Origin of the sequence: Pseudomonas sp. C5pp (genome assembly GCF_000814065.1) — a bacterium.
In the GTDB taxonomy this organism is placed as follows: Bacteria; Pseudomonadota; Gammaproteobacteria; order Pseudomonadales; family Pseudomonadaceae; genus Aquipseudomonas; species Aquipseudomonas asiatica.
Map to the genome: position 1 here is coordinate 1 of NZ_JWLN01000013.1, position 12,997 is coordinate 12,997.

Sequence of the window (12,997 nt, forward strand, 5' to 3'; positions counted from 1 at the left end):
AGCCACAAGGGCCGGTTTTTTCATGCACGCGGCAATTACAGCTTGCCAGCGTTCTCGCTCAGGTAGGCAGCAACGCCTTCCGGCGAAGCGTTCATGCCTTTGTCGCCTTTTTTCCAGTTGGCAGGGCAGACTTCGCCGTGCTCTTCGTGGAACTGCAGGGCGTCGACCAGGCGCAGCAGCTCGTCCATGTTGCGGCCCAGTGGCAGGTCGTTGACGATCTGCGAACGAACAACACCGTTGGTGTCGATCAGGAAGGCGCCACGGAAGGCTACGCCGCCTTCGGACTCGACGTCGTAGGCCTTGCAGATTTCGTGGGTCATGTCGGCAGCCAGGGTGTACTTGACCTGGCCGATACCGCCGTTGTTGACCGGGGTGTTACGCCAGGCGTTGTGGGTGAAGTGCGAGTCGATCGACACGCCGATCACTTCCACGTTGCGCGCCTGGAAGTCAGGGATGCGGTTGTCCAGGGCGATCAGCTCGGACGGGCAGACGAAGGTGAAGTCCAGCGGGTAGAAGAACACCAGGCCGTACTTGCCCTTGATGGCCGAAGCCAGGTTGAAGCTGTCGACGATCTCGCCATTGCCCAGCACGGCCGGAACGGTGAAATCGGGGGCTTTCTTACCAACGAGTACGCTCATTGTAATCTCCTGATGAGGGTGAAAAACCGTTTGCCGGGCCAGACGGGCTTGCCCGACATCCAACAAAGGCCGTCCATCATACACGGCTTCTGGTGACAGGCCGACTCCAACGACGAAGCAACCGCCGGTCGCTCAAGCACGGCCCTTTCAGAAACTCCTTTGACAAGCATTCTCATTAACATTAAGCTCCACCCCATCGAGCCCACCAACGATGGTCAGCCTTTATGTATGTGTGTCTTTGTGTCGGCGTTACCGACGGACAGATCCGCGATGCGATCTATGAAGGATGCTGCAGCTACAAGGAAGTGCGAGCCGCCACCAACGTCGCCAGCCAGTGCGGCAAATGTGCCTGCGTGGCCAAGCAGGTGGTCCGCGAGACCCTGACCGAGCTCCAGGTCAGCCAGGCAGCCCTGCCCTACCCCGTGGAATTTACCGCAGCCTGAAAACAAAGAATTCGAAGAACCGGACCTTGTGTCCGGTTTTTTTATGCCCGCAATTCAACAAGTTAGCGCTCCAACGCGGTTCACAAACATTCTTATTTCCATTAATTTTCACTTATTATTCAAGAACTTAGGTTTGACACACCTAAGTATCGGGCTCAAACTTCACTGTATTGGCACACTTCTACAGGGCAGGAACCCGACATGAAAGGCGACGTAAGCGTCATCCAGCATCTCAACAAGATCCTCGGAAACGAGCTGGTCGCGATCAACCAGTACTTCCTGCACGCACGCATGTACGAAGATTGGGGCCTGAACAAACTCGGCAAGCACGAGTACAAGGAATCCATCGACGAGATGAAGCACGCTGACAAACTGATCAAGCGTATTCTCTTCCTCGAAGGCATCCCCAACGTTCAGGACCTGGGCAAGCTGCTGATTGGCGAGCACACCAAAGAGATGCTCGAATGCGACCTGAAGATCGAACAGAAAGGCCTGGTCGACCTGAAAGCGGCCATCGCCCATTGCGAAACCGCTGGCGACTTTGGCTCGCGTGACATGCTCGAAGATATCCTCGAGTCCGAGGAAGAGCACATCGACTGGCTGGAAACCCAGCTGGGGCTGATCGACAAGATTGGTATCGAGAACTACCTGCAGTCGCAGATGGGCGAAGAATAAATATTCGCCCCATGAAAAAACCCGCGATCAGCGGGTTTTTTCATGCTTGCCGAAAAATCAGGCCTCGGAAGCCTTGGCCTTGGCAGCCGCTTCCTTGATCAGGGTCTGCAGCTCACCCTTCTCGAACATTTCCAGCATGATATCGCTGCCGCCGACCAGTTCACCGGCTACCCACAGCTGCGGGAAGGTCGGCCAGTTGGCGTATTTTGGCAGGTTCGCACGGATTTCCGGGTTCTGCAGGATGTCGACGTAGGCGAACTTCTCGCCACAACCCATCACGGCCTGCGATGCACGCGCAGAGAAGCCACACTGCGGGGCATTCGGCGAGCCTTTCATGTAAAGCAGAATGGTGTTGTTGGCAATCTGCTCTTTGATCGTTTCGATGATATCCATGTAGCACCTCGGCTGAACTTTCCGACGCGGTCGTCGGCACGGTGACGCATTGTAACGGAAAGCCGAGCAGCATGCTCGGCCTTACCGTTCCTTACGCGGCCTCTACCTGCACGGGTACGCCATTGAGGGCGGCGTTGCCGGAAACCTGATCACGCAGGCGCTCATCGGTGAGGTCGTTGGCGCTTACGCCAGGTTGCGCCTGGGCGGTCTGCATGTGCACGCCTTGACGAGAGTGACCGAAGCCATGGGGCAGGCTGACTACACCGGGCATCATGTCATCGCAGGCCTGAACCTCGACTTCAAGATCCCCGGTACGCGAGCGGATACGAACTCGCTGGCCGTCCTGCAACTGACGATGCTGCAGGTCCTGCGGATGCATCAACAACTGATGGCGCGGTTTGCCTTTCACCAGTCGATGAAAGTTGTGCATCCATGAATTGTTGCTGCGTACATGGCGACGGCCGATCAGCAGCAGTTCGCCCGGCACCGGAGGGGCCTGTTGCGCCAGTCGCCCCAAGTCATCCAGCAGCACCTGGGGCGCCGCTTCAACGGCCTTGCTGGCAGTCGTCAGGCGCGCAGCGAGGTTGGCGCGCAATGGCCCCAGGTCGAGGCCATGCGGGTGCTCGTCCAGCACTGCCAGCGACAGCTGCCAGGGTGTCGCGTCACCATAACGCCCCTTGCGCAGGGCCAGGTCGATCATCTTCGCTGGTGCCAAGGTCGGCTTCAATTCCAGCTCGGCGCGTTTGGCGAACGCTTGTGCCAGTCCGACAAAAATTTCCCAGTCATGCAATGCCCCTTCGGGCTTGGCCAGGATCGCCCGGTTGAAGCGGGTCACGTTGCGCACAGCCAGCAAGTTGAATGTGCTGTCGTAATGGTCGTTTTCCAGCGCCGAGGTAGAGGGCAGGATCAGGTCGGCATGGCGGGTGGTTTCGTTGATGTACAGGTCAATGCTGAGCATGAACTCCAACCCGTCCAGCGCCACATCCAGCTGGCGGCCATTGGGCGTTGAGAGCACGGGGTTGCCAGCCACCGTCACCAGCGCGCGCACCTGCCCTTCGCCGGGTGTCAGCATTTCCTCGGCCAAGGCCGCCACGGGCAGTTCGCCGCCGTACTCGGGCAAGCCCGACACCCGGCTCTGCCAGGCGTTGAAATGGCCACCCGAGGTGGTCGCCACCAGGTCGACGGCAGGCTCGGTGCACAACGCGCCGCCTTCACGGTCAAGGTTGCCGGTCACCAGGTTGATCAGTTGCACCAGCCAGTGGCAAAGGGTGCCGTAGGCTTGGGTCGAAACCCCCATGCGGCCGTAGCACACCGCCCTGTCGGCCGCGGCAAAGTCCCTTGCCAGCTGGCGAATGTCTGTCGCGGCAATGCCACAGTGCGCGCTCATGGCCTCCGCGCTGAACGGCGCGATCGCTTCGCGCACCTGCTGCAGGCCGACGACCGGCAAGTGCGAGCCGCGCGCCAGGCCTTCAGCGAACAGGGTATTGAGCAAGCCACACAACAAGGCGGCATCCCCTCCGGGGCGTATGAACAGGTGACTGTCGGCCATCGCCGCCGTTTCGCTGCGCCGCGGGTCCACCACCACCAGGCGCCCACCACGGGCCTGCAGGGCTTTCAGGCGTTTTTCCACGTCCGGCACGGTCATGATGCTGCCGTTGGAGGCCAGCGGGTTGCCGCCGAGGATCAGCATGAAACCGGTCTGGTCGATGTCCGGGATCGGCAGCAGCAGGCCATGGCCGTACATCAGGTGGCTGACCAGGTGCTGCGGCAACTGGTCCACCGAGGTGGCAGAGAAGCGGTTGCGGGTTTTCAGCAGGCCCAGGAAGTAGTTGCTGTGGGTCATCAGGCCGTAGTTGTGCACGCTCGGGTTGCCTTGGTACACCGCCACGGCATTGCGCCCATGAGCCTGCTGGATCGCCCACAGCCTGTCGGCGGCCAGGGCAAAGGCCTCGTCCCAGCCGATGGCATGCCAGTGCTCGCCCACCCGCCTGTGCGGTTGGCGCAGGCGGTCGGGGTCGTTCTGGATGTCCTGCAGGGCCACGGCCTTTGGGCAGACATGGCCGCGGCTGAACGGGTCCTGGGGGTCGCCCTTGATCGAACTGATCAGCGCCCGCCCATCGTCGTCATGGCTGACTTCAATGTTCAGCCCACAGATCGCTTCGCACAGGTGACAGGCACGGTGATGCAGGGTCTTGGTCATGGCCGCCTCTGCCTTGTTGTTGTGGAGGATGTGTAGAAGGTTGTCGAACATCGACTATGCGCCCAGCCCCCGCCACCGGCCAGCGCCCTTCGCGGCGTGAATCCACCGACATCAGGCACACGATTTGCGACAGCCATTTGCCAAATTGCCGGCAAGCCGTGTACAACCCTCTGTAGCAAATAAAAAACAGCACTGCCCGTCGGGAAAAGACACCCTTTGCAACACCCTTTGGTACTGGGCAGCTGTTTCCCCTCTTGGCTTCAGGCGACATTTACTTATAGTATTGCGCCTTTCCCTATTTCGTCCGCCCCCGTGCGGCTTACGCCGCAGGTCACTCCCGTTGTCAAAAAAAACCATACGGTCGACCTGCATACCGTTGCAGATAAGGTAGTCAATCATGAGCGCTAGGCACTTTCTCTCCCTGCTGGACTTCACCACCGACGAATTGCTCGGTGTGATCCGCCGCGGCATCGAGCTGAAGGACCTGCGCAAGCGAGGCGTGCTGTTCGAGCCCCTGAAGAACCGCGTGCTGGGCATGATCTTCGAAAAATCCTCGACCCGTACCCGCGTGTCGTTCGAGGCCGGCATGATCCAGCTCGGCGGCCAGGCCATCTTCCTGTCCCCACGCGACACCCAGCTGGGCCGTGGCGAGCCGATCGGCGATAGCGCCATCGTGCTGTCGAGCATGCTCGACGTGGTGATGATCCGTACCCACGCCCACAGCACCCTGACCGAATTCGCCGCCAACTCGCGTGTGCCGGTGATCAACGCGCTGTCCGACGAGTCGCACCCGTGCCAGCTGCTGGCCGACATGCAGACCTTCCTCGAACATCGCGGCTCGATCCAGGGCAAGACCGTGGCCTGGATCGGCGATGGCTTCAACATGTGCAACTCGTACATCGAGGCAGCCAGGCAGTTCGACTTCCAGCTGCGCATTGCCTGCCCGGAAGGCTACGAGCCGGACCCACGCTTCATGGCCATTGGTGGTGACCACGTGCAGATCGTGCGTGACCCGAAGGAAGCCGTGCGCGGCGCCCATCTGGTAACCACGGATGTCTGGACTTCCATGGGCCAGGAGGAGGAAACTGCACGGCGCCTGGCGCATTTCGCGCCTTACCAGGTCACCCGCGAACTGCTCGACCTGGCGGCACCCGACGCCCTGTTCATGCACTGCCTGCCAGCCCACCGTGGTGAGGAAATCAGCCATGACCTGCTCGACGACCCACGTTCGGTCGCCTGGGACCAGGCTGAAAACCGCCTGCATGCACAGAAGGCCCTTCTCGAATTCCTTGTAGAACCGGCTTACCACCACGCATGAGTCAACCCCTACTGCTCAACCTGCGCAACCTCGCCTGCGGCTATGGCGACCAGCGCATCGTTCAGAACCTCAATCTGCACCTGAACGCAGGCGACATCGGTTGCCTGCTGGGTTCATCCGGTTGCGGCAAGACCACCACCCTGCGCGCCATCGCCGGTTTCGAACCCGTGCACGATGGCGAGATCCAGTTGGCTGGCGAAGTCATTTCCCGGGCCGGTTTCACACTGGCCCCGGAAAAACGCCGCATCGGCATGGTGTTCCAGGATTACGCGCTGTTCCCGCACCTGACCGTGGCGCAGAACGTTGCCTTCGGCATCGCCAAGCACCCCCGCCAGGCCGAGGTCATCGAAGAGATGCTCGAGCTGGTCAAGCTGGGCGGTCTGGGCGGGCGCTATCCGCATGAACTGTCCGGCGGCCAGCAGCAACGGGTCGCCCTGGCCCGTGCACTGGCACCGGAGCCGCAACTGCTGCTGCTCGACGAGCCATTTTCCAACCTCGACGTAGAGCTGCGCCGACGCCTGAGCCATGAGGTTCGCGACATTCTCAAGAGCCGCGGCACCAGTGCCATTCTGGTGACCCATGACCAGGAAGAAGCCTTTGCCGTCAGCGACCAGGTTGGCGTGTTCAAGGAAGGCCGCCTGGAGCAGTGGGACACGCCCTACAACCTTTACCACGAGCCGCAGACGCCGTTCGTGGCCAGCTTCATTGGCCAGGGGTATTTCATCCGTGGGCAGATGATCAGCCACGAGGCGGTCAATACCGAGCTGGGTGAATTACGCGGCAACCGTGCCTACATCATGGCGCCGGGCAGCTCGGTGGATGTGCTGCTGCGCCCTGACGATATCGTCCACGCACCGGGCAGTGCGCTGCAGGCGAACATCGTCGGCAAGAGCTTCCTTGGGGCATCGACCCTGTACCGCCTGCAATTGCCGACCGGCAGCCAGCTTGAGGCGATCTTCCCTAGCCATGACGACCGTCAGGTCGGTGAGGATGTGGGGATTGCGGTCAAGGCCGATCACCTGGTGCTGTTCCCGGTGCCGGGCAGCGTGGCGGCGCAGTTGCCGCGGCAGGACAACGGCGTTCGCCGGTACAGCTCGGCGACCTGATTCGAAATTTTGGGGCCGCTCTGCGGCCCATCGCGGCACAAGGCCGCTCCTACAAGGGTACGTATTCCCCCTGTAGGAGCGGCCTTGTGCCGCGATGGGCTGCAAAGCAGCCCCAGAAATCTCAGCCCCGACCAATCCCGGCGAACTTGCCCTGAGTGTGCTCAGCCAGCACCACCGCCGCCAACTCCACCTCCAGCCCACGCCGCCCGGCGCTGACATGGATGGTTGCAAAGTTCTGCGCCGAGTCATCGATGAAGGTGCGCAGGCGCTTCTTCTGCCCCAGCGGGCTGATCCCGCCCACCAGGTACCCCGTGGCTCGCTGCGCCGACGCCGGGTCGGCCATCTCGCACTTTTTCACCCCGGCAGCCTGGGCCAGGGCCTTGAGGTCGAGCGTACCCACCACAGGCACCACTGCTACCAGCAACTCACCTTTCTCGCTGCTCGCCAGCAAGGTCTTGAATACCTGCTGCGGGTCGAGACCGAGTTTCTCCGCCGCTTCCAGGCCATATGACGCCGATTTGGGATCATGTTCGTAACTGTGCACACGATGCTCGGCACGGTGTTTCTTCAACAGGTCTAGGGCGGGGGTCATGCGGGGGCTCCGGTCGGGACAGCTCGGCGGCTACTTTAGGACAATTCCCACACCGCAGCCAGCGCACCGCAATTGCGCGGCTCTAGTACGCGGATCCGCATCTGAAATCAGCATCCAGATCGTGACCGACCGTTCACTTTCGACCTTTGACATCAGCGTTTCTTGTCTATATTTTTTCGTTTCTGAATAAAATGGTGCACTTTTAAGGTGCATTTCCAACACCTGCCCGGGTCAACGGGGATAGACTCCGGGCTTTGCTGTCGAGCGCCACGCGCCTCACAACAAAAAAAACGAGGTCATACATGACGACTGCTCTACGCCAACCCACGCTTTCCAGCCAATGCCTGGCCGAGTTCCTGGGCACTGCACTGCTCATCTTTTTCGGTACCGGCTGCGTCGCCGCGCTCAAAGTCGCGGGCGCAAGCTTCGGCCTTTGGGAAATCAGTATCATCTGGGGCGTGGGCGTCAGCATGGCGATCTACCTCACCGCCGGTATTTCCGGCGCGCACCTGAACCCCGCGGTGAGCATCGCCCTCACCCTGTTCGCCGGCTTCGACAAGCGCAAGCTGCCCTTCTACATGCTGGCCCAGGTATGCGGCGCGTTCTGTGGCGCAGCGTTGGTCTACACCCTGTACAGCAACCTGTTCTTCGATTTCGAACAGGCCCACGCCATGTTGCGCGGTAGCGAAGCCAGCCTGGAACTGGCCTCGGTCTTCTCCACCTATCCGCACCCATCGCTGTCCACCGGCCAGGCGTTTCTGGTCGAGGTGATCATCACCGCCATCCTGATGGCCGTGATCATGGCCCTGACCGACGACAACAACGGCCTGCCGCGCGGTGCCATGGCCCCGCTGCTGATCGGCCTGCTGATCGCGGTTATCGGCAGCGCCATGGGCCCGTTGACCGGCTTTGCCATGAACCCGGCCCGCGATTTCGGGCCAAAACTCATGACCTTCCTGGCCGGTTGGGGCGAAATCGCCTTCACTGGCGGTCGGGACATGCCTTATTTCCTGGTTCCGGTGTTCGCACCGATCCTTGGCGCCTGCCTGGGTGCCGCGACCTATCGCGGCCTGATCGCACGCAACCTGCCAATGGCAGCCGCCGTGAACCCTGAGACAAATGACAATCGCCAGCGCGATACTCAAGTCAACTGACGCCGGCATCACGCCCAGCCCTGACCCCCTATTTTCGCAAGGCCTACGACCATGACAGACACCCAGGATAAGAACTACATCATCGCCCTGGACCAGGGCACCACCAGTTCGCGGGCCATTATTTTCGACCGCGACGCCAATGTGGTGGGGACCTCCCAGCGCGAGTTCGCCCAGCACTACCCGCAGGCGGGCTGGGTCGAGCACGACCCGATGGAAATCTTTGCCACGCAGAGCGCGACCATGGTCGAGGCCTTGGCCCAGGCGGGCATCAGCCACGCCCAGGTCGCCGCACTGGGTATCACCAACCAACGTGAAACCACCGTGGTGTGGGACAAGGAAACCGGCCGCCCGGTGTACAACGCCATCGTCTGGCAGTGCCGCCGCAGCACCGAGATCTGCGCCCAGCTCAAGCGCGACGGCCATGAAGACTACATTCGCGAAACCACCGGCCTGGTCACCGACCCATACTTCTCCGGCACCAAACTGAAGTGGATCCTCGACAATGTCGAGGGTGCCCGCGAACGCGCCGAGCGCGGCGAGCTGCTGTTCGGCACCATCGATACCTGGCTGATCTGGAAGTTCTCCGGCGGCAAGGTGCATGTCACCGATTACACCAACGCCTCGCGCACGCTGATGTTCAACATCCACAGCCTGCAGTGGGACGACAAGCTCCTGGAAATCCTCGGCATCCCACGGCAGATGCTGCCCGAGGTACGCCCTTCCTCCGAGGTCTACGGCCATACCAAGAGCGGTATCGCCATTGCCGGTATCGCCGGTGATCAGCAATCGGCACTGTTCGGCCAGATGTGCGTGGAACCGGGCCAGGCCAAGAACACCTATGGCACCGGCTGCTTCCTGCTGATGAACACCGGTGACCAGGCGGTGAAGTCGTCCCATGGCCTGCTCACCACCATCGCCTGCGGCCCGCGTGGTGAAGTGGCCTATGCGCTGGAGGGCGCAGTGTTCAATGGTGGTTCCACCGTGCAGTGGCTGCGTGACGAACTGAAGATCGTCAACGACGCACTGGATACCGAATACTTCGCCAGCAAGGTCAAGGACAGCAACGGCGTATACCTGGTGCCTGCCTTCACCGGCCTGGGTGCCCCGTACTGGGACCCGTATGCCCGTGGCGCACTGTTCGGCCTGACCCGTGGCGTGAAGGTGGACCACATCATCCGCGCCGCGCTGGAATCCATCGCCTACCAGACTCGCGACGTGCTTGATGCCATGCAGCAGGATTGCGGCCAGCGCCTGTCCGAGCTGCGCGTGGACGGCGGTGCAGTGGCCAACAACTTCCTCATGCAGTTCCAGGCCGACATCCTCGGCACCTGCGTGGAGCGGCCGAAGATGCGCGAAACCACGGCGCTGGGAGCGGCCTACCTGGCAGGCCTGGCCTGTGGCTTCTGGAGCGGCCTGGACGAACTGCGCGACAAGGCGATCATCGAGCGTGAGTTCAGCCCGCAGCTGGATGAAACGCAGAAAGAGAAGCTGTACGCAGGCTGGAAGAAGGCAGTCGATCGTACCCGTGACTGGGAAGATCACGAGGCCTGATCCTACCTGACAGGCGCTACACCACGTGTAGGAGCGGCCTTGTGTCGCGAAAGGGCCGCAAAGCGGCCCCAGGATTTTCGTGTCATTGCAAATGTTGCTGGGGCCGCTTCGCGGCCCTTTCGCGACACAAGGCCGCTCCTACAAAAAAGCGCCAGCGCAGGCCACAGAATCGATGCAGGGCATTTGTCCCCGCGGCCGCCCCGATAGTCTACTGGTCGTAGTCCGCGTCCTACGGCATCATTGCAGCATTTGTCCGGCAGCCCCAAAGGACCGCCCATGAATCTGCCCCCTCGCCAACAACAAATCCTCGAACTGGTGCGCGAACGCGGTTACGTCAGTATCGAAGAAATGGCGCAGTTGTTCGTCGTCACTCCGCAGACTATCCGCCGAGATATCAACCAGCTTGCCGAGCTCAACCTTTTGCGCCGTTACCACGGCGGTGCAGCTTACGACTCGAGCATCGAGAACACCGCCTACGCCATGCGCGCCGACCAGATGCGCGACGAAAAGCAACGCATCGCCGAAGCCGTGGCCCGGCAGATTCCCGACCATGCCTCGCTGTTCATCAACATCGGCACCACCACCGAATCCATCGCCCGGGCGCTGCTCAACCACAACCACCTGAAAGTCATCACCAACAACCTGCACGTAGCTGCGATCCTAGCCGCCAAGGACGATTTCGAAGTGCTGGTGGCAGGTGGCACGGTGCGCCGTGATGGCGGCGTCGTCGGCCAGGCCAGTGTCGACTTCATCAACCAGTTCAAGGTCGACTTCGCCCTGGTGGGCATCAGCGGCATCGACGAAGATGGCAGCCTGCTCGATTTCGATTACCAGGAAGTGCGGGTATCCCAGGCAATCATCGCCAATGCCCGACAAGTGATCCTTGCCGCCGACTCCAGCAAGTTCGGGCGCAACGCCATGGTGCGCATGGGCTCGATCAGCCTGGTCGACTGCCTGGTGACCGACCAGGCGCCAACCGCCGCCCTCACCCAGCTGCTGAACCAGTACAAGATCCGGCTTGAGGTGGTTTGAGGGCTGACAGGCGCATGCCGCAAGGTTTGTCGCGCCTGTGAGATCGAGCGTCGCCCGCGCCGCGCTCAATCTTACAGGCGCGATACCTTTCAAACCGATCATCCAAAACTTTCGTAAATGTTCATTTCATTGTCATCTGATCAGTTTTTTCTATAAAGACTGACTGGCGACCAGCTTTCTGTTGCGCTAGTATTTTCGAAAACGAACATCAATGTTCATATTCGATGTGAACAGCACCAGGAGGCCTTGCCCGTGTCCCAGCCCGTTTCGTCCCAGCCCCCAGTCGCCGACTGCTATGACCTCGCCGTGATCGGCGGCGGCATCAATGGCGTGGGCATCGCTGCCGACGCCGCCGGGCGTGGCCTCAAGGTATTCCTCTGCGAAAAGGACGACCTGGCCCAGCACACCTCGTCGGCCAGCAGCAAACTGATCCACGGCGGCCTGCGCTACCTGGAGCACTACGAATTCCGCCTGGTGCGTGAAGCACTGGCCGAGCGCGAAGTGCTGCTGGCCAAAGCCCCGCACATCGTCAAGCCGATGCGCTTCGTGCTGCCGCACCGCCCGCACTTGCGCCCTGCCTGGATGATTCGCGCCGGCCTGTTCCTCTACGATCACCTGGGCAAGCGCAAGCGCCTGGGTGCTTCGCGCAGCCTGCGCTTCGGCCCGGGCTACCCGCTCAAGCCTGCGATCAGCCGTGGTTTCGAATATGCCGACTGCGCGGTGGACGACGCCCGCCTGGTAGTGCTGAATGCGATGGCCGCACGGGAAAAAGGTGCCCATATCCATACCCGTACCCGCTGCCTGCGTGCGGAGCGTGTGGATGGCCTGTGGCAGGTGGAGTTGCAGCACGCTGACGGCCGCCTGCAGACCATTCGCGCCCGCGCCCTGGTCAATGCCGCCGGGCCGTGGGTGGCCAGCTTCATCAAGGATGACCTCAAGCTCGATGCCCCCTACGGCATCCGCCTGATCCAGGGCAGCCACATCATCGTGCCGCGCATGTACGAAGGCGAACATGCCTACATCCTGCAGAACGAGGACCAGCGTATCGTCTTCTGCATCCCGTACCTGGAGCGTTTCACGCTGATCGGCACCACCGATCGCGAGTACAGCGGCGACCCCGCCAAAGTCGCGATCACCGAGCAGGAAACCGATTATCTGCTCAAGGTGGTCAACGCTCACTTCAACCACCAGATCAGCCGCAGCGACATCGTGCACACCTATTCCGGCGTGCGCCCACTGTGCAACGACGAATCGGACAATCCGTCCGCGGTCACCCGCGACTACACCCTGGCGCTGTCCGCCAGTGAAGGGCAGGCGCCGTTGCTGTCGGTATTCGGTGGCAAGCTGACCACCTACCGCAAACTGGCCGAATCGGCGATGGCCGAGCTCAAGCCGCACTTCCCACAGATGCGCGGCAGCTGGACCGCTGGCGCACCGCTACCTGGTGGTGAGCAAATGACCACGGTGCAGGCTCTGGTAGATGCGGTGCTGGCGCGCTGTGGCTGGTTGCCGGTCGATATCGCCAGGCGCTGGGTGCTGACCTATGGCAGCCGTGTATGGCAGCTGCTGGAGGGCGTGCAAGGGCCGGAAGACCTGGGCCAGGCAATTGGTGGTGGGTTGTTCGCTCGAGAGGTGGACTACCTCGCCAGCAACGAATGGGCCTGCAGCGCTGAAGACATTCTCTGGCGCCGCACCAAGCTGGGCCTGTTCACCAGCGCGGGCGAACAACAGGTGCTTGCAGACTACCTGCAACGAGAGCAGCAGGCGCGCACCCAGGCAGCGTGACTCGCTGGCCCGCCCATACGCGCCAGGCGCAAGCGGGCCATTCGGCGTAGCAGTAACTACCGCCAAACCACATTATCGGCGTGATGCTCTGGGGTCTTTAAAACCCCGGA

General features: G+C 61.5%; 12 protein-coding genes. 8 read left to right on the top strand and 4 right to left on the bottom strand.

Features of this window, described 5'->3' with window-relative positions:
* Positions 1 to 35: 35 nt before the first annotated feature.
* Positions 36 to 638, bottom strand: coding sequence for a peroxiredoxin (locus tag RR51_RS12610; RefSeq protein ID WP_003254945.1), 603 nt, complete (start codon positions 636 to 638; stop codon positions 36 to 38).
* 224 nt (positions 639 to 862) lie between these two features.
* Between RR51_RS12610 and RR51_RS12615 the strand changes: the two genes are divergently transcribed.
* Positions 863 to 1,081, top strand: coding sequence for a bacterioferritin-associated ferredoxin (locus RR51_RS12615; protein WP_003254947.1), 219 nt, complete (start codon positions 863 to 865; stop codon positions 1,079 to 1,081).
* A 201-nt stretch (positions 1,082 to 1,282) separates the two neighbouring features.
* Positions 1,283 to 1,756: a bacterioferritin gene (bfr, locus tag RR51_RS12620; RefSeq protein WP_003258014.1), complete on the top strand. Its 474-nt coding sequence runs from the start codon at positions 1,283 to 1,285 to the stop codon at positions 1,754 to 1,756.
* A 57-nt stretch (positions 1,757 to 1,813) separates the two neighbouring features.
* Here bfr and grxD read toward each other — a convergent pair whose 3' ends face one another.
* A complete protein-coding gene (grxD, locus tag RR51_RS12625; protein WP_003254949.1) occupies positions 1,814 to 2,149 on the bottom strand; it encodes a Grx4 family monothiol glutaredoxin in 336 nt (111 codons plus the stop codon).
* A gap of 91 nt (positions 2,150 to 2,240) precedes the next feature.
* Entirely contained in the window at positions 2,241 to 4,349 is a 2,109-nt protein-coding gene (locus tag RR51_RS12630) for a molybdopterin oxidoreductase family protein (RefSeq protein WP_039613790.1), read from the bottom strand.
* A 397-nt stretch (positions 4,350 to 4,746) separates the two neighbouring features.
* On the opposite strand from RR51_RS12630, the gene argF reads away from it, so the two are divergent.
* Together argF and RR51_RS12640 are read left to right on the top strand one after the other, a co-directional pair.
* On the top strand, positions 4,747 to 5,667 hold the full coding sequence (gene argF / locus RR51_RS12635; RefSeq protein ID WP_013973960.1) for an ornithine carbamoyltransferase: 921 nt from the start codon (positions 4,747 to 4,749) through the stop codon (positions 5,665 to 5,667).
* Positions 5,664 to 6,773 (top strand): ABC transporter ATP-binding protein, encoded by a 1,110-nt coding sequence (locus RR51_RS12640; protein ID WP_023661843.1) that lies wholly within the window; start codon positions 5,664 to 5,666, stop codon positions 6,771 to 6,773. The genes argF and RR51_RS12640 overlap by 4 nt, the downstream gene beginning before the upstream one ends.
* A gap of 121 nt (positions 6,774 to 6,894) precedes the next feature.
* Here the strand turns inward: RR51_RS12640 and ybaK are convergent, their stop codons facing one another.
* On the bottom strand, positions 6,895 to 7,365 hold the full coding sequence (gene ybaK / locus RR51_RS12645) for a Cys-tRNA(Pro) deacylase (RefSeq protein ID WP_013973962.1): 471 nt from the start codon (positions 7,363 to 7,365) through the stop codon (positions 6,895 to 6,897).
* Between the two features lie 302 nt (positions 7,366 to 7,667).
* Between ybaK and RR51_RS12650 the strand changes: the two genes are divergently transcribed.
* The 4 genes from RR51_RS12650 (at position 7,668) to glpD (ending at position 12,887) form a co-directional block, all read left to right on the top strand.
* Positions 7,668 to 8,519: an MIP/aquaporin family protein gene (locus RR51_RS12650; protein ID WP_039613714.1), complete on the top strand. Its 852-nt coding sequence runs from the start codon at positions 7,668 to 7,670 to the stop codon at positions 8,517 to 8,519.
* A gap of 51 nt (positions 8,520 to 8,570) precedes the next feature.
* Positions 8,571 to 10,070 (top strand): glycerol kinase GlpK, encoded by a 1,500-nt coding sequence (gene glpK, locus RR51_RS12655; protein WP_015271569.1) that lies wholly within the window; start codon positions 8,571 to 8,573, stop codon positions 10,068 to 10,070.
* A gap of 276 nt (positions 10,071 to 10,346) precedes the next feature.
* Positions 10,347 to 11,102 (top strand): DNA-binding transcriptional repressor GlpR, encoded by a 756-nt coding sequence (glpR, locus tag RR51_RS12660; RefSeq protein WP_013973965.1) that lies wholly within the window; start codon positions 10,347 to 10,349, stop codon positions 11,100 to 11,102.
* A 252-nt stretch (positions 11,103 to 11,354) separates the two neighbouring features.
* Entirely contained in the window at positions 11,355 to 12,887 is a 1,533-nt protein-coding gene (glpD, locus tag RR51_RS12665) for a glycerol-3-phosphate dehydrogenase (RefSeq protein ID WP_024087667.1), read from the top strand.
* The last annotated feature ends 110 nt before the right edge of the window (positions 12,888 to 12,997 follow it).

What these genes read in the sequence shown, in the direction of transcription:
- RR51_RS12650 (WP_039613714.1), top strand. Translation starts at nt 7,668, where the DNA reads ATGACGACTGCTCTACGCCAACCCACGCTTTCCAGCCAATGCCTGGCC.
- RR51_RS12610 (WP_003254945.1), bottom strand. Translation starts at nt 638, where the DNA reads ATGAGCGTACTCGTTGGTAAGAAAGCCCCCGATTTCACCGTTCCGGCC.
- RR51_RS12630 (WP_039613790.1), bottom strand. Translation starts at nt 4,349, where the DNA reads ATGACCAAGACCCTGCATCACCGTGCCTGTCACCTGTGCGAAGCGATC.
- argF (WP_013973960.1), top strand. Translation starts at nt 4,747, where the DNA reads ATGAGCGCTAGGCACTTTCTCTCCCTGCTGGACTTCACCACCGACGAA.
- glpR (WP_013973965.1), top strand. Translation starts at nt 10,347, where the DNA reads ATGAATCTGCCCCCTCGCCAACAACAAATCCTCGAACTGGTGCGCGAA.
- RR51_RS12615 (WP_003254947.1), top strand. Translation starts at nt 863, where the DNA reads ATGTATGTGTGTCTTTGTGTCGGCGTTACCGACGGACAGATCCGCGAT.
- grxD (WP_003254949.1), bottom strand. Translation starts at nt 2,149, where the DNA reads ATGGATATCATCGAAACGATCAAAGAGCAGATTGCCAACAACACCATT.
- ybaK (WP_013973962.1), bottom strand. Translation starts at nt 7,365, where the DNA reads ATGACCCCCGCCCTAGACCTGTTGAAGAAACACCGTGCCGAGCATCGT.
- RR51_RS12640 (WP_023661843.1), top strand. Translation starts at nt 5,664, where the DNA reads ATGAGTCAACCCCTACTGCTCAACCTGCGCAACCTCGCCTGCGGCTAT.
- glpK (WP_015271569.1), top strand. Translation starts at nt 8,571, where the DNA reads ATGACAGACACCCAGGATAAGAACTACATCATCGCCCTGGACCAGGGC.
- bfr (WP_003258014.1), top strand. Translation starts at nt 1,283, where the DNA reads ATGAAAGGCGACGTAAGCGTCATCCAGCATCTCAACAAGATCCTCGGA.